Origin of the sequence: Haloarcula vallismortis ATCC 29715, from assembly GCF_000337775.1 — an archaeon.
GTDB lineage: Archaea > Halobacteriota > Halobacteria > Halobacteriales > Haloarculaceae > Haloarcula > Haloarcula vallismortis.
This window is the reverse complement of sequence record NZ_AOLQ01000069.1, coordinates 195,492-215,257: the sequence shown is the minus strand read 5'-3', so window position 1 is coordinate 215,257 and position 19,766 is coordinate 195,492. Positions and strand designations below refer to the sequence as shown.

Annotated in this window: 23 protein-coding genes; 15 read left to right on the top strand and 8 right to left on the bottom strand. The window is 63.9% G+C overall.

Features of this window, described 5'->3' with window-relative positions; genetic code table 11:
• Window positions 1–7 precede the first annotated feature (7 nt).
• The 6 genes from acs (at window position 8) to C437_RS18065 (ending at window position 5,330) form a co-directional block, all read left to right on the top strand.
• Complete coding sequence (gene acs / locus C437_RS18090) at window positions 8–2,002, top strand: acetate--CoA ligase (RefSeq protein WP_004518456.1); 1,995 nt, start codon at window positions 8–10, stop codon at window positions 2,000–2,002.
• A gap of 45 nt (window positions 2,003–2,047) precedes the next feature.
• Window positions 2,048–2,482, top strand: coding sequence for a DUF4212 domain-containing protein (locus C437_RS18085; protein WP_004518455.1), 435 nt, complete (start codon window positions 2,048–2,050; stop codon window positions 2,480–2,482).
• A complete protein-coding gene (locus C437_RS18080) occupies window positions 2,479–4,149 on the top strand; it encodes a sodium:solute symporter family transporter (protein ID WP_004518454.1) in 1,671 nt (556 codons plus the stop codon). The genes C437_RS18085 and C437_RS18080 overlap by 4 nt, the downstream gene beginning before the upstream one ends.
• 4 nt (window positions 4,150–4,153) lie before the next feature.
• Window positions 4,154–4,627 (top strand): universal stress protein, encoded by a 474-nt coding sequence (locus tag C437_RS18075; RefSeq protein WP_004518453.1) that lies wholly within the window; start codon window positions 4,154–4,156, stop codon window positions 4,625–4,627.
• A 52-nt stretch (window positions 4,628–4,679) separates the two neighbouring features.
• Window positions 4,680–4,895 carry a hypothetical protein gene (locus C437_RS18070; protein ID WP_004518452.1) on the top strand — a complete coding sequence of 72 codons (216 nt, stop codon included), beginning with the start codon at window positions 4,680–4,682 and terminating at the stop codon, window positions 4,893–4,895.
• A 210-nt stretch (window positions 4,896–5,105) separates the two neighbouring features.
• On the top strand, window positions 5,106–5,330 hold the full coding sequence (locus C437_RS18065) for a hypothetical protein (RefSeq protein ID WP_170832115.1): 225 nt from the start codon (window positions 5,106–5,108) through the stop codon (window positions 5,328–5,330).
• Between the two features lie 299 nt (window positions 5,331–5,629).
• Here C437_RS18065 and C437_RS18060 read toward each other — a convergent pair whose 3' ends face one another.
• Entirely contained in the window at window positions 5,630–6,496 is an 867-nt protein-coding gene (locus C437_RS18060) for a CheF family chemotaxis protein (protein WP_004518450.1), read from the bottom strand.
• Between the two features lie 190 nt (window positions 6,497–6,686).
• Between C437_RS18060 and C437_RS18055 the strand changes: the two genes are divergently transcribed.
• Window positions 6,687–7,292: a DUF4382 domain-containing protein gene (locus C437_RS18055; RefSeq protein WP_004518449.1), complete on the top strand. Its 606-nt coding sequence runs from the start codon at window positions 6,687–6,689 to the stop codon at window positions 7,290–7,292.
• A gap of 15 nt (window positions 7,293–7,307) precedes the next feature.
• Here C437_RS18055 and C437_RS18050 read toward each other — a convergent pair whose 3' ends face one another.
• Window positions 7,308–8,120 (bottom strand): undecaprenyl-diphosphate phosphatase, encoded by an 813-nt coding sequence (locus tag C437_RS18050; RefSeq protein ID WP_004518448.1) that lies wholly within the window; start codon window positions 8,118–8,120, stop codon window positions 7,308–7,310.
• 89 nt (window positions 8,121–8,209) lie between these two features.
• On the opposite strand from C437_RS18050, the gene C437_RS18045 reads away from it, so the two are divergent.
• The 3 genes from C437_RS18045 (at window position 8,210) to rnhB (ending at window position 11,375) form a co-directional block, all read left to right on the top strand.
• Entirely contained in the window at window positions 8,210–9,319 is a 1,110-nt protein-coding gene (locus C437_RS18045; RefSeq protein ID WP_049919885.1) for a mechanosensitive ion channel family protein, read from the top strand.
• An 86-nt stretch (window positions 9,320–9,405) separates the two neighbouring features.
• Window positions 9,406–10,683: a tRNA pseudouridine(54/55) synthase Pus10 gene (locus C437_RS18040; protein WP_004518446.1), complete on the top strand. Its 1,278-nt coding sequence runs from the start codon at window positions 9,406–9,408 to the stop codon at window positions 10,681–10,683.
• A gap of 56 nt (window positions 10,684–10,739) precedes the next feature.
• Complete coding sequence (rnhB, locus tag C437_RS18035) at window positions 10,740–11,375, top strand: ribonuclease HII (protein ID WP_004518445.1); 636 nt, start codon at window positions 10,740–10,742, stop codon at window positions 11,373–11,375.
• A gap of 76 nt (window positions 11,376–11,451) precedes the next feature.
• On the opposite strand, the gene C437_RS18030 is transcribed toward rnhB, so the two are convergent.
• On the bottom strand, window positions 11,452–13,005 hold the full coding sequence (locus tag C437_RS18030) for a preprotein translocase subunit SecD (protein WP_004518444.1): 1,554 nt from the start codon (window positions 13,003–13,005) through the stop codon (window positions 11,452–11,454).
• The gene (gene secF / locus C437_RS18025) at window positions 13,002–13,865 is read right to left on the bottom strand and encodes a protein translocase subunit SecF (RefSeq protein ID WP_004518443.1); all 864 of its coding nucleotides are present in this window, start codon (window positions 13,863–13,865) and stop codon (window positions 13,002–13,004) included. Before secF ends, C437_RS18030 begins: the two co-directional genes overlap by 4 nt.
• A gap of 101 nt (window positions 13,866–13,966) precedes the next feature.
• Between secF and C437_RS18020 the strand changes: the two genes are divergently transcribed.
• Entirely contained in the window at window positions 13,967–14,281 is a 315-nt protein-coding gene (locus C437_RS18020) for a hypothetical protein (RefSeq protein ID WP_004518442.1), read from the top strand.
• Window positions 14,282–14,303: 22 nt separating this feature from the next.
• Here C437_RS18020 and C437_RS18015 read toward each other — a convergent pair whose 3' ends face one another.
• Window positions 14,304–14,771, bottom strand: a complete 468-nt coding sequence (locus tag C437_RS18015) for a DUF5812 family protein (protein WP_004518441.1) — start codon at window positions 14,769–14,771, stop codon at window positions 14,304–14,306.
• Between the two features lie 86 nt (window positions 14,772–14,857).
• Window positions 14,858–15,424: a hypothetical protein gene (locus tag C437_RS18010; RefSeq protein WP_004518440.1), complete on the bottom strand. Its 567-nt coding sequence runs from the start codon at window positions 15,422–15,424 to the stop codon at window positions 14,858–14,860.
• A 125-nt stretch (window positions 15,425–15,549) separates the two neighbouring features.
• Between C437_RS18010 and C437_RS18005 the strand changes: the two genes are divergently transcribed.
• Genes C437_RS18005 through C437_RS17995 form a run of 3 tightly spaced genes read left to right on the top strand, consistent with a single transcriptional unit; the run spans window position 15,550 to window position 18,229 of the window.
• Window positions 15,550–16,860, top strand: coding sequence for a hypothetical protein (locus C437_RS18005; RefSeq protein ID WP_004518439.1), 1,311 nt, complete (start codon window positions 15,550–15,552; stop codon window positions 16,858–16,860).
• Between the two features lie 23 nt (window positions 16,861–16,883).
• A complete protein-coding gene (locus tag C437_RS18000) occupies window positions 16,884–18,026 on the top strand; it encodes a CPBP family intramembrane glutamic endopeptidase (protein ID WP_004518438.1) in 1,143 nt (380 codons plus the stop codon).
• A 56-nt stretch (window positions 18,027–18,082) separates the two neighbouring features.
• A complete protein-coding gene (locus C437_RS17995; protein WP_004518437.1) occupies window positions 18,083–18,229 on the top strand; it encodes a hypothetical protein in 147 nt (48 codons plus the stop codon).
• Here the strand turns inward: C437_RS17995 and C437_RS17990 are convergent.
• Both C437_RS17990 and C437_RS17985 read right to left on the bottom strand, forming a co-directional pair.
• On the bottom strand, window positions 18,226–18,684 hold the full coding sequence (locus tag C437_RS17990; protein ID WP_004518436.1) for an NOB1 family endonuclease: 459 nt from the start codon (window positions 18,682–18,684) through the stop codon (window positions 18,226–18,228). The two genes, C437_RS17995 and C437_RS17990, sit on opposite strands and share 4 nt — an antisense overlap.
• Window positions 18,685–18,924 (bottom strand): PRC-barrel domain-containing protein, encoded by a 240-nt coding sequence (locus C437_RS17985; protein ID WP_004518435.1) that lies wholly within the window; start codon window positions 18,922–18,924, stop codon window positions 18,685–18,687. It lies immediately after the preceding gene.
• A 272-nt stretch (window positions 18,925–19,196) separates the two neighbouring features.
• Between C437_RS17985 and C437_RS17980 the strand changes: the two genes are divergently transcribed.
• On the top strand, window positions 19,197–19,754 hold the full coding sequence (locus C437_RS17980) for a plastocyanin/azurin family copper-binding protein (RefSeq protein WP_004518434.1): 558 nt from the start codon (window positions 19,197–19,199) through the stop codon (window positions 19,752–19,754).
• Window positions 19,755–19,766: the final 12 nt, after the last annotated feature.

The following is a 19,766-nucleotide window of genomic DNA, read 5'->3' as shown; positions in this document are numbered from 1 at the left end:
ATAGACCATGTCAGATGAAGATGTCCAACTCGAAGCACGGCTCGAAGAGCAGGAGGTTTTCGAGCCCCCGGAGTCGTTCGTCGAGCAGGCGAACATCACGGACGAGGGTATCTACGAGGAGTTCGAGGAGAACTGGCCGGAGTGCTGGGAGGGCGCTGCCGACCTTCTCGACTGGGAGGCGGAGTACGATCAGGTACTCGACGACTCGAACCCGCCGTTCTACGAGTGGTTCACCGACGGCACACTGAACGCGTCGGCGAACTGCCTTGACCGCCATCTGGAGGAGCGCGGCGACGAGGCCGCAATCGAGTGGGTCGGTGAGCCGGTCGAAGAAGACAACATCACCTACACCTACGAGGAACTCCATCAGAAGGTCAACGAGTTCGCGGCCGGCCTCCGAGAGATGGGCGTCGGCGAGGACGACGTCGTGACGATGTACATGCCGATGATTCCGCAGTTGCCGATTGCCATGCTGGCCTGCGCTCGCATCGGTGCACCCCACTCCGTCGTGTTCGCCGGCTTCTCCGCGGACGCGCTCGCGACGCGGATGAACTCCGCCGATTCGGAGTATCTCGTCACCTGCGACGGCTACTACCGCCGCGGTGACCCGCTCGACCACCTCGACAAGGCCAACGAGGGCCTGAGCGGCGTCGACCACGAGGTCGAACGCGCCATCGTCGCCGAGCGGCTGATGGACGGCGACGGCTTCGACCACGACTACGCCGACAATCAGGTCGCCTTCGAAGACGTTATCGCCGACAACGAGGGCGAAACGGTCGAACCGGTCGACCGCGACGCCGAGGACATGCTGTTTCTCATGTACACCTCCGGGACAACCGGGAAGCCCAAAGGTGTCAAACACTCCACGGGCGGCTACCTCGCGTGGGCGGCTTGGACCTCGCAGGCGGTACTCGACATCAAGCCCGAGGACACGTACTTCTGCTCGGCCGACATCGGCTGGATTACCGGGCACTCCTACATCGTCTACGGCCCGCTCGCGCTCGGGACGACGACGATGATGTACGAGGGGACGCCGGACTACCCGGACAAGGACCGCCTCTGGGACATTGTCGAGGAGTACGAAGCCGACCAGCTGTACACCGCACCGACGGCCATCCGCGCGTTCATGAAGTGGGGCAAGGAGTACCCCGAACAGCACGACCTCTCCAGCCTGCGCCTGCTGGGCACGGTCGGCGAGCCCATCAACCCCCGCGCTTGGAAGTGGTACTACAAGCATATCGGGGGCGAAGAGTGTCCCGTCGTCGACACCTGGTGGCAGACCGAGACCGGCGGCATGATGATAACGACGCTGCCGGGCGTCAAGGACATGAAACCCGGGTCGGCCGGCCCACCGCTGCCGGGCAACGACGTGCGCATCGTCGACACCGAGGGTGAGGAGGTCGAACCCGGCCGCGCCGGCTACCTCACCGTCGACAAGCCGTGGCCCGGGATGCTCCGGACGCTGTACAAGAACGACGAGCGGTTCATCAACGAGTACTGGGCCGAGTACTCAGACACCGACAGCGACGACTCCGACGACTGGGTGTACTTCCCCGAGGACGGGGCGAAAATCGACGACGACGGGTACATCACCGTGCTGGGACGGGTCGACGACGTGATCAATGTCTCCGGGCACCGGCTCGGGACGATGGAGATCGAGAGTGCCATCGTCGGCGTCGAGGGCGTCGCCGAAGCCGCTGTCGTCGGTGGCGACCACGATATCAAAGGCGAAGCGGTGTACGCCTACGTCATCACCGAGGACGGCTACGAGGAAGACGAGGCACTCCGCAGTGCGATCATCGACGGCGTCGAGGACGCTATCGGCCCAATCGCGCGGCCAGAAGCGGTTATCTTCACGCCTGAACTACCGAAGACCCGCTCCGGGAAGATCATGCGCCGCCTGCTGGAAGACATCGCGAACGGCGAGGAACTGGGCGATACGAGTACGCTGCGGAACCCTGATGTCGTCAGTGATATCGAGACCAAGGTTCAGGGAGACTGAGCCGTAGCGGCGAACAGCACCACGAATTTTCAAGCGTTCAAACCCATGTCAAGAGATACACCTGCGGACCGAGAAGAGTCAACTATCCAACCAGACGGCGGCACGGAGGCCGCCCACGAAGACATCGACTACCTCGACAGGGAGGTGAACCTGTTACGTCCGAGCACGCCGTTCATGCGCGACCACCTGAAGATCATCTGGAGCAGTTTCGTGCTCTGGGCGCTTGTCGTGTTCGGCCCGGTGACGATGACCGCGATCGCGCCGGAGATGATGACCGTGCAGACGCCCCTGTTCGGCTTCCCGCTGCACTACTTCCTCGTCTCGTTCGGTGCGCCGACGGGTGCGCTCATCCTTGCGGTGGTGTACACCCGCTACCGGGACCGGCTCGACCGGAAGTACGGCATCGACTCCAATTCCGTCGAAAGCACGGCTTCCGAGGCCGGCGAGGCAGCGGCTACTGACGGGGGTGTCGAACAGTGACAGTCCCGTTACAGGCGGAGGCGCTGGACATCTCGTTCAAACTCGTCCCGGCGATCATCGTCTTCCTGATGATGGCGTCGTTCCTCGTCATCGGCTACGTGTTCAAGGTGGCCGACACCGAGGGAATGTGGGTCGCGGGCCGCGGCATCGGCAACATCGAGAACGGGATGGCCATCGGCGCGAACTGGATGTCCGCCGCCTCGTACCTCGGACTGGCCGGGCTTGTGGCGCTCTCGGGCTTTTACGGCCTGGCGTTCATCGTCGGCTGGACGACCGGTTACTTCGTCCTGCTCATCTTCCTGGCCGCGCAGATGCGCCGATTCGGGAAGTACACCGCGCCGGACTTCGTCGGCGACCGGTTCAATTCGCCGACCGCCCGCGCGCTGGCCGCGTTCACCACGCTGCTCATCGCGTACGTCTACTCCGTCGGCCAGGCCCGCGGCATGGGGCTGGTCGGTCAGTACGTCTTCGGGCTCGACATCATCCCCATGATCGTCGTGATGATGGCGATCACCGTCGGCTACCTTGCGCTCTCGGGAATGCTGGGCGCGACCAAGAACATGGCCGTCCAGTACACGATCCTCATCGTCGCGTTCCTCGCGGGCGTGTACGTCGTCGGCTTCTCGCAGGGGTACTCGACGATACTTCCGCAGGTCGAGTACGGCGCACTGATTGCCGACCTCGGCCGCGAGTTCTCCGCGCCGTTCGTGAACCAGCCGTTCTACCTCTGGATCGCGACGGCGTTCTCGCTCATCGTCGGGACCTGCGGCCTCCCGCACGTCCTCGTCCGGTTTTACACGGTCAGGAGTGAGCGCGTCGCTCGCTGGTCCTGTGTGTGGGGGCTGTTCTTCATCCTCCTGCTGTACTGGGCGTCGCCCGCGATGGCGGCCTTCGGCGTCGACCTCTTCGAAGCGACGACCGATGCGAGCGCCTACGCCGCCGAAGGCGGTATGTCCGGCGCTGAAGGTGACGTGATCGTCGTCCTCGCCGCGCAGTTTGCGAACCTCCCGACGTGGTTCGTCGGCCTCGTCGCGGCCGGTGCGATGGCCGCCGCAATCGCGACCACTGCCGGGCTGTTCATCACGGCCTCCTCAGCGGTCGCACACGACATCTACACAGAGCTGATCAACCCCGACGCGACCCAGCGCCAGCAGGTGCTCATCGGTCGCGGGACGATCATCGGCATGGGCGCGCTGGTGACGGTGACCGCGTTCAACCCACCGGCGCTCATCGGTGAACTGGTCGCCTACGCGTTCTCGCTGGCCGGCGTCGTCCTGTTCCCGATGTTCTTCCTCGGCCTCTGGTGGGAGAACACCAACCGCCAGGGCGCGCTGGCCGGGATGGTCCTCGGCTTGCTCATCTGGATTACCTCGATTATCAACAGCGTCCTGCCGAGCTACATCGGCGCGCTCGACACGATTGCTGGCGAGGGTGGGGCACTCGTCCCGATATACGCCCAGTATGTCCCGCCCATCGGCGCTGCGCTGATCGGGACGCCGGTCGTGTTCATCGTCACCATCGCCGTCTCGCTGGCGACGCCTGAGCCGCCCTTGGAGACGAAGAAAATGGTGCGACAGTGTCACAGCCCCGAGCCGATGGGGCAACAGGAGACCGCCGCAGACGTTGTCGGCGACAGCACTAACGGCGGTACCCCCGCAGACGACTAAACCAATGTACGACAATATCCTCGTTCCGACCGACGGCAGCGAAACCGCCGAAAACGCGGTCGACCAGGCAGTCGACATCGCCTCGAAGTACGGCGCGACGGTCCACGCGCTGTACGTCGTCGACGTTGACGCCACCAGCTACTCGCTGGGCACAGAGCAAGTCGACCGCATCCGTCAGGGTCACCTCGACGAGATGACCGAGGTGAAGGCAGACGCAGACGAAGCTACCGGCTACGTCCGCGACCGCGCCGCCGAACACGGCGTTGAAGTGAAAGAGCACATCACCGCCGGCGAACCGGCGCGTGCCATCCGAAAGTTCGTCGAGGACAACGACATCGATCTCGTGGTAATGGGCTCCCACGGGCGCTCGGGCCTCAAGCGTGTCATTCTCGGGAGTGTCACGGAGAAGGTACTGCGCCGAACGCGGCTGCCGGTGCTGGTCGTCGACGTTCACGGTGACACGGATATCGAGGCGTGACTAGCATGGGCCAGAACCGACTACGACCGCCACGGACGACGCGAGGCCGCCGATGAGCGTCGTCGACACCCTTCGCGACCACGTGCGCGACCACAAGCAGGGGATGTTCGTCGACCTCGTGTTCGCCATCGCCTGGGTGACCGCCGTGAGCGTCATCTTCGACCTGCTGTCGGCTCCCCAGTGGGCGTACTACCTGACGCTCGCCAGCGGCGTCGTCGCGTACTACGGCTTCTTCTGGTCGCTTGAGCTGGCGATGGAACAGCAGTAAGTCGCCCGCTTTCACGATGGCAACAGGGTCACGGAATCCCCTGAAAACTATACACACACGCACACAGACGGTTGCCGAGTCGCCGTTGCACCCGAACTATCCAAGCACCCTTCTATGCTCAAGCCTGGCGAATTTGGGCCCCGCCGGTACTAATAATACCATGTAGGTGCATTGACTTTTTCGATGGCAGCAGCCGCTGTGGAATCAGCAATGATATACGAAAGTTCAACAGGAGAGTACTACAGTGGTCTCGACATCTGGATGCACTTCGAGTCGGGGTACTGGGAACCACACGATTGGAGTCAAGCAACAGGGCAGGAATGGGTACGAACCGAGGCGGATGAAGTCCTCACCCTGACGCCGGTCCCGGAATCAGAGCTCCCGGACGGCGTATCGGTGACAGAGGCTGAGGATGTCGAGTACCTGCCCGAGTAACGGCGGCAAGACGGGAACAGCCGCGGGGCCGTCTGAACTGCCTGCGCTACAGCAAGACCCGCAGTCGAACCGGTACTGTGTCTCACACTGAGTGGGCCGTTCGGCGGTGTTGCTCTCCCGTTTGGCTCGGGACTGGTCCCCACTGATTTTTATCGGAAAAGTGTTTTGTAGCTCGTAGCGTCGCTCTACTGCTTGCGGGCCGCTGTCGCTCCCCGGTCGCTATCTGAGGGCCACTCACTACGTTCGCGCCCCTCGCTACTCACGGCGTCGCCGTTCGTTCCGTGGCGCGGAGCGCCACGCTACTTCTCACTCATCGCTTCACTCGCCATATTTCTCCCCTGCGCGTTCAACGCAACCTCGGTCCGCACCCTGACCTCGTCAACTGCACCGATATCGAGCAGTTTCTGATAGATTTCCTCGACCTCATCCGGCGTCGTTCCGACGAAATCAGACATCTCAAACGGTGACACGCCGGAGTAAAGCGCCATCAACACCTGACTCTCCATCTCCGAGAGTTCGTAATCGTCCTCGCGGTTTTCGATAACGCGGGTAAAGAGTGTCTTCAGCGCCCGCGTGTGGTGGTCCATCCCCGAGATGTGCGTTTCGACGCTTCTGTCCTGGTCATCAGTGTGTTCGACTTCGATGACCTCTCGTTCCTGGCCCATCACCCGACTGGTCCCGGTTTCGATGGTGCCGACGTCTTCGATCTCGAAAGACATGCGCTTGCCGCCGGGGAACTGGAGGCGGATGACGTCGTCGTCCAGTTGAAACCGTGCCTTGCTCCACTCGGCGTCCTCCTGAACGACGCCGCCGACGACCGCCTGCTGTCGCGCGAGGATGACCTCGCCCTGTAGCGTGGCGCGGACGTACTCTGTCTCGAAGTCGTCCAGATTCGGCGTATCGACCAGCAGAACATTGTTGCCAACCTCCAGTGCGGTCGCACCGCCGGTCCCACCGTCGGGCACGAGGTCATCGGGGTCCGGGGGCAGGGTGATGTTGGAGTGGGGAATCGGCTGCTTCGAGCCGTTCGTCGCCAGAATGAGTCGCTTGTTGGTGACGATGAGTCGACAGGAGCGCCACTTCGGGTCGGACACCTGGTCGCCATCGCGGACGACGTACTGGAAGTCCCCCGACGTGTCGACTAGCTTGCGTTCGTCACCACTCATGGCCGTTGCTACTATGAAATTGATGCCGGAAGATAAATAAGTTGTATCGTCCCCGAAACAGGTTCGTCGGCTGAACTGCTGTCCACTCGTGGACAGATTCCGTTTACACCCGGAAAATCGAGCGAAACTCGGCTGAACTCGGATGGAGTATCAACCCGTCCCTTTATACTGGGGTGGATGGTCGATTTATATGCGAGAATCACAGCGAACGCAGGCGACCTCTCGACGCGACTATCTGAAAGCCGCCGGCAGCCTCGCGGCAGCGAGCACTGTCGGCCTCGCCGGTTGTTCCGGCAGCGGAGCCGAAACCGGAACGCTCGCCACACAGGTGACCGACCAGCCGGGTGACATCGGCGATTTCGAATCGTGCATCGTCACGATGGCAGGCCTCTGGGTCAAACCGGCCTCGGAGGAAGACACAGCGACCGAGGAATCGACAACAGCGAGCACGAGCGACGCCCGTGAGTACCACGAGTTCGACGACCCTCAGGAGGCCGACCTCGTCCAGCTGCAGGACGGCAACACCTCGCTCGTCGACGAGACCGAACTCGAAGTGGACACCTATGAGTATCTCCAGCTAGATGTGACCGGTGTCGACGCGACGCTCGCTGAGGGTGGTGACGCGACAGTAGACACACCAGGCGAAGCGCCGCTACAGTTCACGGAAGAGTACGAAATCCGTGCGGACACCCGCACCGTGTTCACGGCCGATTTCACGCCGGTCAAGCGCGGCCAGACAGGCGAGTACATCCTGCAGCCGGTCGCCAGCGGCACCGAAGTCAAGTACGAGGAGTAAGCCGGCCTCTGGTCGCTACAGCGCGACGAGCAGTCCACCCACGACACCAAGACCGCCGAACACCGTACAGACCGCCCAGAACGGGACCTGCCGGACCAGTCGAACGAGCGCACCGACGGTGAGATAGCCGACGACAGCGCTCACGACGAGGGCGACGACGGCCGGCAGCGGGTCAATCGCCGGCACACCGTCGTCAACCAGAACCAGCGCGTTCGCGGCGAGCGCGGCCGGAATCGACAGGAGAAACGAGAGCCGAAGCGATGACTCGCCCTCGTGACCCCGGAGCAACAGCGCACTCACCGTCGTTCCGGACCGGGAGACACCGGGGAGGATGGCCAGCCCCTGCAACACCCCGACGAGGACGGCGTCGAGTCCGTCTGGAATCTCTCGCTCGCCCAGCGACAGCGCCGCGGCGAAGCGCTGGAGCAGGCCAGTGACGACGAGCAGGCCGCCGACCAGCGCCAGAAAGAGCCCGCCCTCTAGCTCCGAAACAGCCGCGTCGAGGGCCATGTACGCGGGAAGACCGGTGACGGCAGTCGCAGCCGTCGCGATGATGATAAAGGAGAGATCCGCCGTCTCGTCGGCAAACGGGCGGCGGGAGAGGTGCCGGATCGAACGGAGAATCGTTCGGACCTCGGTGCGGTAGTAGGCCGTCGCCGCGACGGCCGTCCCCGCGTGGAGAAACAGTGCGAGGCGGGTCGCAGCGGCGGGCGAAACGCCCGTGACCACCGTCGAGGCGAGTGCGACGCCGCCCTCGCTGGAGACCGGAATCCACTCCAGCACTCCCTGCAACAGGCCAAGCAGAATAGCGACGAGAATCGGGTTCATACCCACGGAGCGGACGCCGCGGGACAAAGGCCGTTCGGTTCGGCCCGTCGACGCTGGAGTATATATAGCACCGGTGTCCAAGCGGGGGTATGCAACTGGGAAGTGGGATGGTTGACCTGCTGTCGGGGCTGCCGGCCTGGCAGGGGTTTCTGGTACTCGTGGGCAGCGGGGTCGCGCTTGCGCTGGTCATCCGTGTCCTCGGTGATCGATTGCTCAGGCAGGTCACACCCCACACAGAGGGCGACATCGACGACATCGTCTTCCGTGGGATTCACACCGCCGTGTACGTCACGGTCGGTCTCGGCGGCGCGTACGCCGGCGCACAGATTTACGACATCCGGCCAGCCGTTGCTGTCTCACTAGAGGCTGGGACGCTTTCGCTCGTCGTCATCGTCTGGATGGTAACGCTGCTTCGCATCGGCCGCCAGGCGTCAAGCATTGCCACAGACTCGGCGTACATCGACCGACAGATGGTTCCCATCCTCCAGAACGTCTGGAGCGCGCTCGTCTCCGGCGGGGGCATCTTCCTCCTGCTGGTTCTGTGGGACATCGACGTGACGCCGCTGTTGGCTTCGGCGGGGATTATGGGTATCATCGTCGGGCTAGCGGCCCGGGACACGCTGGCAAACTTCTTCGGCTCGCTGTCCCTGTATCTGGATGGGACGTACGCGGTCGGCGATTTCGTTGTTCTGGAGACCGGCGAACGCGGCCGCGTCGAGGACATCTCCGTGCGCTCGACGGTCATCCGCACTCGTGACGACATTCTCGTCACGGTTCCGAACTCGAAGCTCAACAACGCCGCCATCGTCAACGAGTCCACGCCGAGACGAAAGCGCCGAATTCGCGTCCCTGTCGGCGTCGCCTACGGGACAGACATCGACCGGGTCGAAGAGATTCTCTTGGAACTGGCAGAGGCCGAAGACCTCGTGCAGGACCGCCCGAACCCGCGGGTCCGGTTCCGGGAGTTCGGCGACTCCGCGCTGAACTTCGAACTGCTGTGCTGGGTCAGCAACCCGGCCCTGACGGCCCGTGCGACCCACGAACTCAACAGCGCGATCTACAAGCGGTTCCAGGCCGAGGGCGTCGAAATCCCGTTCCCCCAGCGGTCCGTCTCTCTCTCGACCGAGGAGATTCCGGGCGAACTGTTCGACCGAGCGCCGCGGAAAGGTACAGACGAAGGCGGTGTGGCGGGCGAGTGAAGACGGACACGGTCGCAGGGCCGACTGACCCCCGGTTGACCGAGAGGTCGAAACGCAGTTACGGTGGCGACGCGTCGGCTCAGGCAATGAGCATACTTGAGGACGCCCGTGCGGCGCTTGCGACCGGGCCGCTGTGTGATTCCTGTCTCGGCCGACTCTTCGCCGACCGGAGTTTCGGGCTGGCCAACGCCGAACGCGGCCACGCCCTGCGGGTGACGGTTGCACTCGCAGACGACGACCCCTTCGAAGCGGGCGAGGACTGCTGGGTCTGTGAGGGCGAGTGTGACCGCTTCGACTGGTGGGCCGAACAGGCCGCAAGCGCCGTCCGCGGCTACGACTTTGACACCTACCAGGTCGGGACGAAGGTGCCGCCGCTACTCGAAGAGAACGACGAACTGCTCCGGGAGGACGTGGGTCTGGAACCCGACGCCGGTGAGGCACTCAAGACTGAACTCAACCGCGAGGTCGGCAAGCGCATCGGCGACCTGACCGGCGCAGAAGTCGAGTTCGGCCGCCCGGCGGTCCAGCTCACGCTCGACCTCGCCACGGACGAGGTGGAGACACACGTAAACTCGGCGTTCGTCTACGGTCGCTACCGCAAGCTCGAACGCGACATCCCCCAGACGAAGTGGCCTTGCAATGACTGCAACGGTACCGGACTGTGGCAGGGCGAGCCCTGCGACGGCTGTGACGGCAGCGGCTACCGCTACGACGAGAGCGTCGAACAACTGTCCGCGCCTGTCGCCCGCGAGGCGATGGACGGCGAAGAAGCAGTGTTCCACGGCGCGGGCCGCGAGGATGTCGACGCACGGATGCTCGACTCCGGTCGCCCGTTCGTCATCGAAGTGATGGAACCCCGCAAACGCGACGTGGCCGCCGACGAACTCGAAGCCGACATCAACGCCTTCGCCGACGGGAAAGTTGAGGTGACGGACCTCCAGCTGGCGACCCACAAGATGGTCGAACGCGTCAAGGAACTGGACGCCTCGAAGACCTACCGGATGGACGTGGAGTTCGGGGCACCGGTCGAGGCCGACGCTCTGCAGGACGCGCTGGCGGAACTGGACGGGGCGACCATCCAGCAGGAGACGCCCCAGCGGGTCACCCACCGACGGGCCGACATCACCCGGACGCGGACGGTGTACGACGCCGAGGGCGAACTGACCGACGACCGCCACGCCGAGCTCCGGATCCACGGCGAGGGCGGCCTGTACGTAAAAGAACTCGTCTCCAGCGACGAGGGCCGCACGGAGCCAAGCCTGGCTGGCCTGCTGGACACCGACGCCGTGGTGACGGCGCTCGACGTGATCGACGTGCAGGGCGAGGACGAACCGTTCGCAAAAGACGAGTATCTCAAGCAGTAACACGACTAGAGCCGTCCAACCGGAAGCTGTTTTGCAGTGCCGTCGACGTGCCAGCCATGCGATTTGGCGTTGACGAGGCCGGGAAAGGACCGGTCCTTGGGTCGATGTTCGCCGCCGCCGTCCGGGCCGAGCCGGCGGCTCTACCCGATGGTGTCGGCGACTCGAAGGACATCAAGCCACAGCGTCGCGAGCGACTGGCCGAGGAAATCCACGAGTCCGCAGACGCCGTCGGTGTCGCCGAGATACCGGTCGAACGCATCGACGACGACGAGACAGACATGAACACACTGACCGTCGAGGCACAGGCCGAGGCGCTATCGGCGGTGGCCCGAGACGGCCTGTCGGGTACGGTCGACGCCGGCGACACGGACGCAGAGCGGTTCGGCCGGCGGGTCGCTGGTGCCGTTGACGCTGAGGTGACCGTAACGGCGGAACACGGAGCCGACGAGACGGACCCGCTGGTCGGTGCGGCCTCGATCATCGCGAAGGAGGCCCGCGAGGCACACGTCGCGGAACTGGCCGAGGAATACGGCGATGTGGGATCGGGCTACCCCAGCGACCCGACGACGCGGTCGTTTCTCGCGGATTGCGTCGACCGCCACGGCGAGTTGCCAGCGTGTGCCCGGCGTTCGTGGTCAACGTGTGACGACGTGCTGGCGGCGGCAGAACAGGCGACGCTGGGCGACTTTTGAACGGGCGCAGCTCGACAGCGAATCGGCGTTCTCCAACCCAGACAGTACTGCGTAACAGGCAGAGAGCGAGGGCCGGTCAGTCCTCGTCCAGCACGAGGCTCCGCAGGATGTCACCGTAGGCCGGCCGCGTCACGAGCACACCGATGAGCACGCCGACGATGGTGATGATGGCGAACCCGGAGAGATCGCCCAGCGAGAGGACCATCAGCGGGCTCATGGCGACGATAGTCGTCGCCGCGGCCGCGCCGATGACCCAGAACGCCTTGCGGAAGCGGCTCTGGAACACGCGCCCGGTCTCGACTTTCCCCTGCTGGAGGATCTCGTCGGCGATGATGATGAGGTCGTCCACCCCCGTTCCGATGACCGCGATGAACCCGGCCAGATGTGAGAGGTTCAGCGGATACTGGACGAACGCGACGAATCCGAGGAGGATGAACACCTCAGAGAGCGCCGTAACGATCATCGGCAGGGCGACCTCGGGCCGTCCGTACCGGAGATACACCACCAGGCTCACCGCGATGACGGCGAGAATGCCCGTCAGCAGCGAGCGCTGCTGGAACTCCTGAGCGAGCGCAGACGAAAGCGTCTGGCTTTCGGCGTTGTCAAAGTTGAGCGGAGCCGGCAGCCGGCCGGCCTTCAGCGCGAGCTCAAGCTCAGTCGCTTCAGACATATTGCCGGTCCGCATGATGAACTGCGGGTTGTTGACGAACTCACCGTTCTGGTAGGACTGGCCAAGTCCCGGGTCGACGCCGCCGACGAACACCGGCTCGCCGTTCAGCGTCGTCACCAGACAGTCCGCCTGCGAGTTCTGGAGATTATCGTGGTCGTAGTCCGAGCGCCGGCAGGTCGACCCGCTGCCGAAACCGGCCTCGACCATGTCGTTCGCGTAGCGTTCAGCAGCGCCCTGTTCGACCGTTACCGGGACGTGAGTTCCTTGCGTTTCGCTACGCGTTGCCGATCCGGCCCGCAGATCATCCTGCGAGAGGACCTGCTCACGGACGTACGACCCATTCTCAGTGTTGTCGTGAACGGCGTACACGCGGACAACGCCACGCTCTTCGAGCAGTCCGATGAGTTCCTCACGCCCCCTGTCGGGGGCCGTGACGCTGATGAAGCTCCGCCCACCCGGGGCACTCACCTGCTGAACGGAGCCACCGGTCAAGGCTGACTCACGCAGTTTATCGTTGATGACCGAGACCATATTTTCGCGTGTCTCTCGGGTTACACCAGCCCGGATCTCATCCGGCTCGTAACCCTCCGCTTCCAGCGCAGACTGGAACTCCGATTCGGTGACGTTGTCCGAGAATACCTCCACTGTTTCGGTCCTATTGGAGGCGCGTACGTCGATTGAGTCGACGCCCAACCGATCTGAGACAGACTGTTCGAGGGTCGTTTCGTCAGCGGGCGCAACGCCGACCCCTTCAGCAGTATAGCCGACGATTGGGGCCTGAATGCGTGTGCCACCGCTGAGCTGAATGCCGTACTGGAGGTTCGTCGTCTGGTTGGCGGCCCCGGCCCCTTCAGTATCCGATGTCCCGGGCGGAACACCAGGGATGAATAGCGCGACAGCGCTGAGTAACAACAGTGAGACCAGCGCAACAACGCGCCAGTTCTCCTTGAGTGTACTCATCGTTTGACCCCCTCGTACTTGTACCAGCGAAGCAACGTGACGTTGAGCATGTAGGTGTTCATCAGGTCAGCAGCCAGTCCCACGACGAGAACGAACCCGATAGAGGCCATCAGTTCGATACCGAATATCGTCGCCGAAATCGCCATCACCGCCATTGCAGCCATCGAAGTCAGCGTCATCGTCACACCGGTCCGCATCGCGCGGTACGTCGACTCGTAGAACCCACCGGACCGCCGGAGGACGTGATTGTTCAACAGGATATCGGAGTCGACGCTGTAACCGATGAGCATCAGTAACGCGGCGACGGTCCCGAGCGAAAGCTTGATTCCCAGCAGGTTCATCACCGCGAGCGGGATGACAAGGTCGGAAAACGCCGAAAGGACAACCGCGATGCTCGGCACGATCGACCGGAACATCGCAAAGACAAGCAAGCTCATCCCGAGGAAGGCGACACCGATGCCGACGATCGCGAGCCGCTGGTTCTCCTGCCCGAATATCGGCGAGGTCGTCCCGCTACCCAGGAACTCCATCTGGTCGCTCGACCGCGCGGTTTCCTCGATAGACTCCAGATTCGACGAATCGAACGTGATAATGTACCGGTTCTCACCCTCGACCTGTTGGACGGAGACCACTGGCTCGTCGAACGTGTTCTCCCTGAGTTCGGCCTGTGAAAGAGACGACTCGACGGTGAGTTCCGAACCGCCCGTAAAGTCGATGCTTGGAGAGACTGGCGCGCCGGTGACCAGATACCAGCCACCGAGAATCGCGAGCGCCAAGCCGAGCACCACCAGCGGAACCGCCACCAGTTGGCGGTTCGAGTACTGGGTGTAATCGACTTCCGGGACCTCGAACTCGAACATGACCGAACGATGTGAGACGGGCGCGAATAAGCCTTCTCAATCACTGCCGCTGACATCCAGTATGGCCGTACATCTATGCCAGTCGATCACGTATATCCGGTATGTCAGAGCGCGCAATCAGGGTCGAACTCTCGTATCCAGCAGACCTCAGCGGCTGGGGCCGGGACAAGATCGACGGCTCGCCGTTCCGTGCGTACCTTCGGAAGACCCACGACACCGCCGCGCCGGGCGACGTGTGGACGGAGTTCGTCGGCGTCGGTTGCTGTGGCGACACGCTTGATTTCCCGCTTCGAGTCGAATCCGTCGAGGGCGGGTCCGCGGTGACCGAAGACACCGCATTCGTCTACACCGAGCGGGAGGCCTGTGGGGTGGCCGGCGGCTGGCGGGTCCAGAGCGCCGCCGGACCGACCGAGTAAGAAGTGCAGGTGAGAGAGCGCGTCAGTCCGGCAGGTAGCGTACGCTGACGACACCATCGGTCGTCCGAACTTCGACGCGGTCGACGCCGAGCCTGGCCGCTCGTGAGAGGGTGGCCTCATCCTCGACGACATCTGCCGCCGCCTCGTCCGTCTCATCTTCCGGGACCGTCAGGACGTGTACCTCGCCCTCGCCGGCGCGTTCGACCGTCGTTAGCTCACCGGGGGCCTGCTCGGCGGCAATCTCAGTCGTCTGTGCCGTCGGCGCGAGGTCGACCGTCTCGACGGGGATTGTTCGCCGCTCTGTGACTTCGGTGATGGTGTAGGTGACTTCCATCGGCGGCTCCGGTTCGACTGTCCCCGCAACTACCTCGCCGGCCTCGACGCCGGGGTTATCTGACAGTGTCAGCACCTGCGAGTCTGCGACGTTCCGAAGCGTCGCCGACCCGTCGTCAGCGTTTGTGACAAGAAATGTTCCTTCGATTGCTGTCATAGACACAGATTCGTGACGGGCGTTCTTGCCCGTTTCGACCCGGAAACAGTGACGCCAAATCGGTGTTGACCGCCGGTCTGGCGACGCTACTTCAGCAGTCGGTGGGTCAGATACATCGCCAGGATCGCCAACAGCGGCGGTGCGATGCCGGCAAGCGGCGGTAGTGAGTAAAAGAAGCCGACGACGGCGCTCTGTGTCGGCTCGCGCAGTTCAGCCGGCGCTGAGGCCAGCAGCGCGAGGTACAGCGACCCGATGAACAGGAACGCCGAGAGCGCGATGGCACGGTCGTAGGCGACCGATGACTCGGTCCGGCGGTGGCGGCGCGCGACGGAGAGCACCGGAGCCAAAAGGGGTGCGACGAGCAGGAGTCCAACGAACAGGAAGAAGCTCCGCGAGAAGGTGAACGTCCCGCCGCGGACGCTCCCGGTCTGAGCGAGCTGGGTAATCAGTCCGAAGGAGAACACGAGCGCGATTGCCACAGACAGGAGCAGCGCGACCGGGACGTACGCTTTGAACAGCAGCGAGTCGCTGGCCCGGAACGCGTAGGGGAACGCACCGGGGAGTCCGTTGTACGGTTCGGGGCGGTCGTCATCGGCGTCGCCGGCGGCGGACTCGTCGGCTGTGACGGACTGCTCTGCCGTCGCGTCTGTCATACCTGTGGGTTAGGCGAGCGCGTGGTTAAGCGCGGTGTTGTCCGGGCGGCGGTGACAGCGAGCGCGACTCCGCACCCGCCGTCCCCTCCGGGAGTTGTTTGTACCACCCCGCCGACACCCCCAGTATGCACGTCGATATCGGAGCCGCGCTTGCCAGTGTTGCCGACCCGGGCGTCGAACGGGCGACGCTCGATGACCTGAACAAACGGGTGGCCGCGGCCCACGACCGAATCGAGCAGGGGCGAGAGGCCGACGAGTTCGGCTACGCGTCGCTGAATCTCCCCGAAGCGACTGACGCCGATGCGATTCGGGCGGCCGTCGCCCCGGTCGACGACGCCGACTCGGTCATCACCGTCGGCATCGGCGGCTCCGCGCTGGGGGCGAAAACAATCACGGAGGCGCTGGCCGACGATCCGGGTAGTCACGTCGTGCTGGACAACGTCGACCCGGAGCACGTCCGGCGGACGCTCGACGGACTCTCGCTCGCCGACACTGCTATCAACGTCGTCTCGCGCTCGGGAACGACGGCGGAGACGCTGGCGAACTTCCTCGTCGTCCGGGCGGCCTACGAGGACCGCGGCGTCGACTGGACCGAGCGCATCGTCGTCACGACGGGCGAGGACGGCCCGCTGCGTGCGCTCGCCGACCAGCACGACCTGCCGACGCTGCCAGTGCCCGAGGGCGTTCCAGGCCGGTTTAGCGCGCTCTCGGCGGTCGGGCTCGTCCCGCCGGCTATCCTCGGCATCGACATCGAGGGGCTGCTTGCCGGCGGCCGGACAGCAGCCGACAACCTCGCGCCGTCGCTGTACGACTCGCCGGCCTACGCCTACGGCGCGATGGCCTACGCGCTCGAAGAGGAAGGGGCGAAAGTCAACGCCGTCATGCCCTACGCCGAGCGGCTGGAATCCTTCGGCGAGTGGTTCGCACAGCTCTGGGCCGAGAGTCTGGGCAAGGACGGCCGGGGCCAGACGCCGGCGCGGGCGCTGGGCGCGACCGACCAGCACTCCCAGCTCCAACTGTACCGCGCCGGCCACCGCGACAAGGTCGTCACGTTCGTCCGCCCCCGGGAGCGAGCCGACGTGGCGATTCCCGACCCCGACCACGAGGACCTGTCGTACCTCTCGGGGACCGACCTCGGCGGCCTCATCGACGCCGAGTACGAGGCAACGGTGGCGAGCCTGCCAGCGGCCGACCGGCCGGAGCTGGAAGTGGAAATCGACCGGCTCGACGCCGAGAACCTCGGCGAGCTGCTGTACGCGATGGAGGCCGCCTGCGTCCTCGTCGGTGAGCTCGCGGACGTGGAGACGTTTACCCAGCCGGCCGTTGAGTGGGGCAAAAACGCCACGCGAGCGCTCATCCGCGGCGAGAAGACGGACGAGACGGCGGTTATCGACAAGCGCGAGCGGCTGCGGATCGGCGAAACGGAGTCCCTTTAGGCCGGGGTGACCGACTGCTGATAATGGACGACACTGCCGCGAACTGGGGTGTCCTCGCCGCTGGCATCGGTCTCGTCGTGCTCGTCGCCACAGAAACCGGCATCGTTGGCTGGATGACACCGGGGACGACGGTCGGCCCGATCGCCGCCCGCCAGATCGTCGCCGCCGGCTTCGTCGTCGCCGCGCTCGCCTTCTCGCTCGTTCGTCACGGCGGACTCGAACGGAGGCAGGCGGGCCTGAGCGCGACAGGTGCGGGCGTCGTCGTAACGCTCGCCACGCTCGTTGCCTTCTTTGGGCCGGAGTTCCGTCCCGGCGTCGAGGCGACCGTTGGAATCGGAGTGTACCTCACGGTACTGGCCGGGAGTGTGACGGTCGCGCTGGGCTGGGCGCTGTCGACCAACGTGCCGAACGACCGGCTGTACACGGTCGCCAGAGCGCTCTCGGTCGCAACAGGAATCGGGTTAGCCGGCTTCCTCGTTGGCACGCTGTTCGCCCAATTTGTCGTCCTTGGGGCCGCGACGGCAGGGCTGATCAGCGCCGCGGCGCTGGACGGCGGGACTGTCACCGGACCCACGTATACCACGCTCACTATCGGTATCGGCGTCGGCTTCGTCGGCTTCGGAGCGGTCGTTGCCAGCCGCCTGGACCGGACCTGGGCCGACCTCGACTTGGAGCGCCCCAGTCTCCACGATGTCGGCTACGGGGTCGGCGGCGTCGTCGTCCTCATGGTCGCGCTCTTTGGCTTCAGCTACCTCATTCAGGCGCTTGGCCTCGAAGCGGCCCGGAGCAGCGTCGAGGAACTGGCCCGCGAAGACCCGTCGTTCCTGCTCGTGATGGTGCCGCTCGCGTTTCTCACTATCGCGCCGAGCGAGGAGTTCATCTACCGGAACCTCATCCAGAAGTACCTCTACGACGATTTCAGCGAGATTCAGGCAATTGTCCTCACCAGCGCCGTCTTCGGCGTTGTCCACTTCGGGCAGTACAGTACTGGGACGCCGACACAGACCGTCCTCTCGTTGCTGCTGGTGTTTGTCCTGTCGACACTGCTGGGCCTGAGCTATCTCAAGACCGAGAACCTGCTCGTTCCGATCTTCATTCACGGCGCGTTCAACGCAATTCAGTTCCTCACATTGTACATCGAGATTACAGGAAATCCGGCAGCTTGACCCGTCTGACTGCTGTCTGACGGGTATTTATCCGAACCACTGTTGTATGCGATGGCATGGCTCGGCGGTTCACTATCGTCTGTGATGACGACCAAGCGCGGATTATCGAAACGCTTGCGCGGCGCTACAGCATCACAGAGGAGGAAGTACTTTCACAGCTGGTCGAACTCGGGCTCGAAGCCCGGGACGAACAGACCGTCTAAGCTGGGTTTTTCCGCGAGAGCGAGCTACCGCAGATGGGGCACCGGTCGCGGTTCTCGTCGAACTCGCGCCCACAGCCAGCACACTGGAACAGCCACTCGCGCTGTTCTGAAATCCCCTCGCGGGCGATGACTTCGACCGCCACGTCGAGTTTCTCCGCGACGTTTTGCATCGCGTAGTCGTCGGTCACGAGGCGACTGTCGAGTTCGAACGCGGCCGCGATTAGCCGGATATCAGTTTCTGAGAGTTCCGCCAGGTCGCCAGTCTCGCTGGCTGCGCGCTCGATACGCTCGACGGTGTTGTCCTCTGGAATGTGAAGGTGCATCCCCGAGCCTTCGAGGGCGTCGAAGCGATAGGCGGCCTCGTCCTCCAGTTCCTCTCTGACGAGCGGAATCGTCGCTATCTGCTCGTCAGTGTGATACTCGTTGATAAATGCAGAAGAATCAAGAACGTACATCTAACGTTTGACGATCATGTGGTCTTTCACCGCCTTGACCCGCTCAACCGGGACAAGCAGGCGGCCCTGGTCGCTGTACTCGAAGTTCGTGTTCCGGAGCGACTCCGCGGGGTCGATAACGAGGTTGTGTAGCGCGCCCGAAGAGAAGTCCATCGTGATGTTGTAGAGACTGCCAATCTCCGCGCCGTCAGTCCCCATCACGTCTTTGCCCGACAGGTTTTCCGCAAGTATCGCAGCCATATCCCCTTGTTCCGAACGAGGTTACATAAACGCCACGGGGATGTCTGACGAGTGGCCCGTCGCCATCTCGCCGTGGCAGGAACTGAAAAACGGCGCCCGCAGACCACATACGGCGGCTAACAGCCACCACGGCGGTCCGGAACACGCACAATCAGCAGTAGTCCTACTACTGTCGGCTGTAATTACGTGAGCACTATTGCTACCTGGGGGTGCCGAATATGGTCACGAAGTTACAGCCAACAGTATAACCGACAGGCCCCCAACGGGTACGCATGAAGCGAAACAGGCGGCAGTTTCTCGGCGTTTTTGCGACAACCGTTATCGGCACCGTCGCGGGTTGCAGTGGCGATGGCGGCGATGGGACCGCCGCCACAGAGACAGCCACCGACACGGCGACACCGACCCAAACTGCGGCGCCGACGCCAACTGAAACCGCAACGCCAACCCCGACTGAGACAGCCACCCCGACCGAGACGCCGACACCCACAGCGACCCCGACACCCACAGCGACCCCGACACCCACAGCGACCCCGACACCGGTCGACGCCGATCAGGAAGTCGCCGTCGCGCCGGGCGATTTCGTCTTCGACCCGGAGACCTTCGAAATCCCGGTCGGAAGTACCGTACTGTGGGTCTGGGAGGCCGGCGGCCACAACGTCAAACCGACCGCGACGCCGGAGGGGAGCGACTGGTCGGGGACGCCCGGCGATGGGACGTATTCCAGCGGGTACCAGTACGCCTACACATTCGAGGTCCCCGGGGAGTACGAGTACCACTGCGTCCCCCACCAGAGTCTCGATATGGTGGGGTCGTTCACTGTAACCGAGTGACGCCCGCTTAGC

Bases quoted from the DNA above. Each gene is read 5' to 3' on its own strand.
- acs (WP_004518456.1), top strand. From the start codon at position 8: ATGTCAGATGAAGATGTCCAACTCGAAGCACGGCTCGAAGAGCAGGAG.
- C437_RS18085 (WP_004518455.1), top strand. From the start codon at position 2,048: ATGTCAAGAGATACACCTGCGGACCGAGAAGAGTCAACTATCCAACCA.
- C437_RS18075 (WP_004518453.1), top strand. From the start codon at position 4,154: ATGTACGACAATATCCTCGTTCCGACCGACGGCAGCGAAACCGCCGAA.
- C437_RS18070 (WP_004518452.1), top strand. From the start codon at position 4,680: ATGAGCGTCGTCGACACCCTTCGCGACCACGTGCGCGACCACAAGCAG.
- C437_RS18065 (WP_170832115.1), top strand. From the start codon at position 5,106: ATGATATACGAAAGTTCAACAGGAGAGTACTACAGTGGTCTCGACATC.
- C437_RS18060 (WP_004518450.1), bottom strand. From the start codon at position 6,496: ATGAGTGGTGACGAACGCAAGCTAGTCGACACGTCGGGGGACTTCCAG.
- C437_RS18055 (WP_004518449.1), top strand. From the start codon at position 6,687: ATGCGAGAATCACAGCGAACGCAGGCGACCTCTCGACGCGACTATCTG.
- C437_RS18050 (WP_004518448.1), bottom strand. From the start codon at position 8,120: ATGAACCCGATTCTCGTCGCTATTCTGCTTGGCCTGTTGCAGGGAGTG.
- C437_RS18045 (WP_049919885.1), top strand. From the start codon at position 8,210: ATGCAACTGGGAAGTGGGATGGTTGACCTGCTGTCGGGGCTGCCGGCC.
- C437_RS18040 (WP_004518446.1), top strand. From the start codon at position 9,406: ATGAGCATACTTGAGGACGCCCGTGCGGCGCTTGCGACCGGGCCGCTG.
- rnhB (WP_004518445.1), top strand. From the start codon at position 10,740: ATGCGATTTGGCGTTGACGAGGCCGGGAAAGGACCGGTCCTTGGGTCG.
- C437_RS18030 (WP_004518444.1), bottom strand. From the start codon at position 13,005: ATGAGTACACTCAAGGAGAACTGGCGCGTTGTTGCGCTGGTCTCACTG.
- secF (WP_004518443.1), bottom strand. From the start codon at position 13,865: ATGTTCGAGTTCGAGGTCCCGGAAGTCGATTACACCCAGTACTCGAAC.
- C437_RS18020 (WP_004518442.1), top strand. From the start codon at position 13,967: ATGTCAGAGCGCGCAATCAGGGTCGAACTCTCGTATCCAGCAGACCTC.
- C437_RS18015 (WP_004518441.1), bottom strand. From the start codon at position 14,771: ATGACAGCAATCGAAGGAACATTTCTTGTCACAAACGCTGACGACGGG.
- C437_RS18010 (WP_004518440.1), bottom strand. From the start codon at position 15,424: ATGACAGACGCGACGGCAGAGCAGTCCGTCACAGCCGACGAGTCCGCC.
- C437_RS18005 (WP_004518439.1), top strand. From the start codon at position 15,550: ATGCACGTCGATATCGGAGCCGCGCTTGCCAGTGTTGCCGACCCGGGC.
- C437_RS18000 (WP_004518438.1), top strand. From the start codon at position 16,884: ATGGACGACACTGCCGCGAACTGGGGTGTCCTCGCCGCTGGCATCGGT.
- C437_RS17995 (WP_004518437.1), top strand. From the start codon at position 18,083: ATGGCTCGGCGGTTCACTATCGTCTGTGATGACGACCAAGCGCGGATT.
- C437_RS17990 (WP_004518436.1), bottom strand. From the start codon at position 18,684: ATGTACGTTCTTGATTCTTCTGCATTTATCAACGAGTATCACACTGAC.
- C437_RS17985 (WP_004518435.1), bottom strand. From the start codon at position 18,924: ATGGCTGCGATACTTGCGGAAAACCTGTCGGGCAAAGACGTGATGGGG.
- C437_RS17980 (WP_004518434.1), top strand. From the start codon at position 19,197: ATGAAGCGAAACAGGCGGCAGTTTCTCGGCGTTTTTGCGACAACCGTT.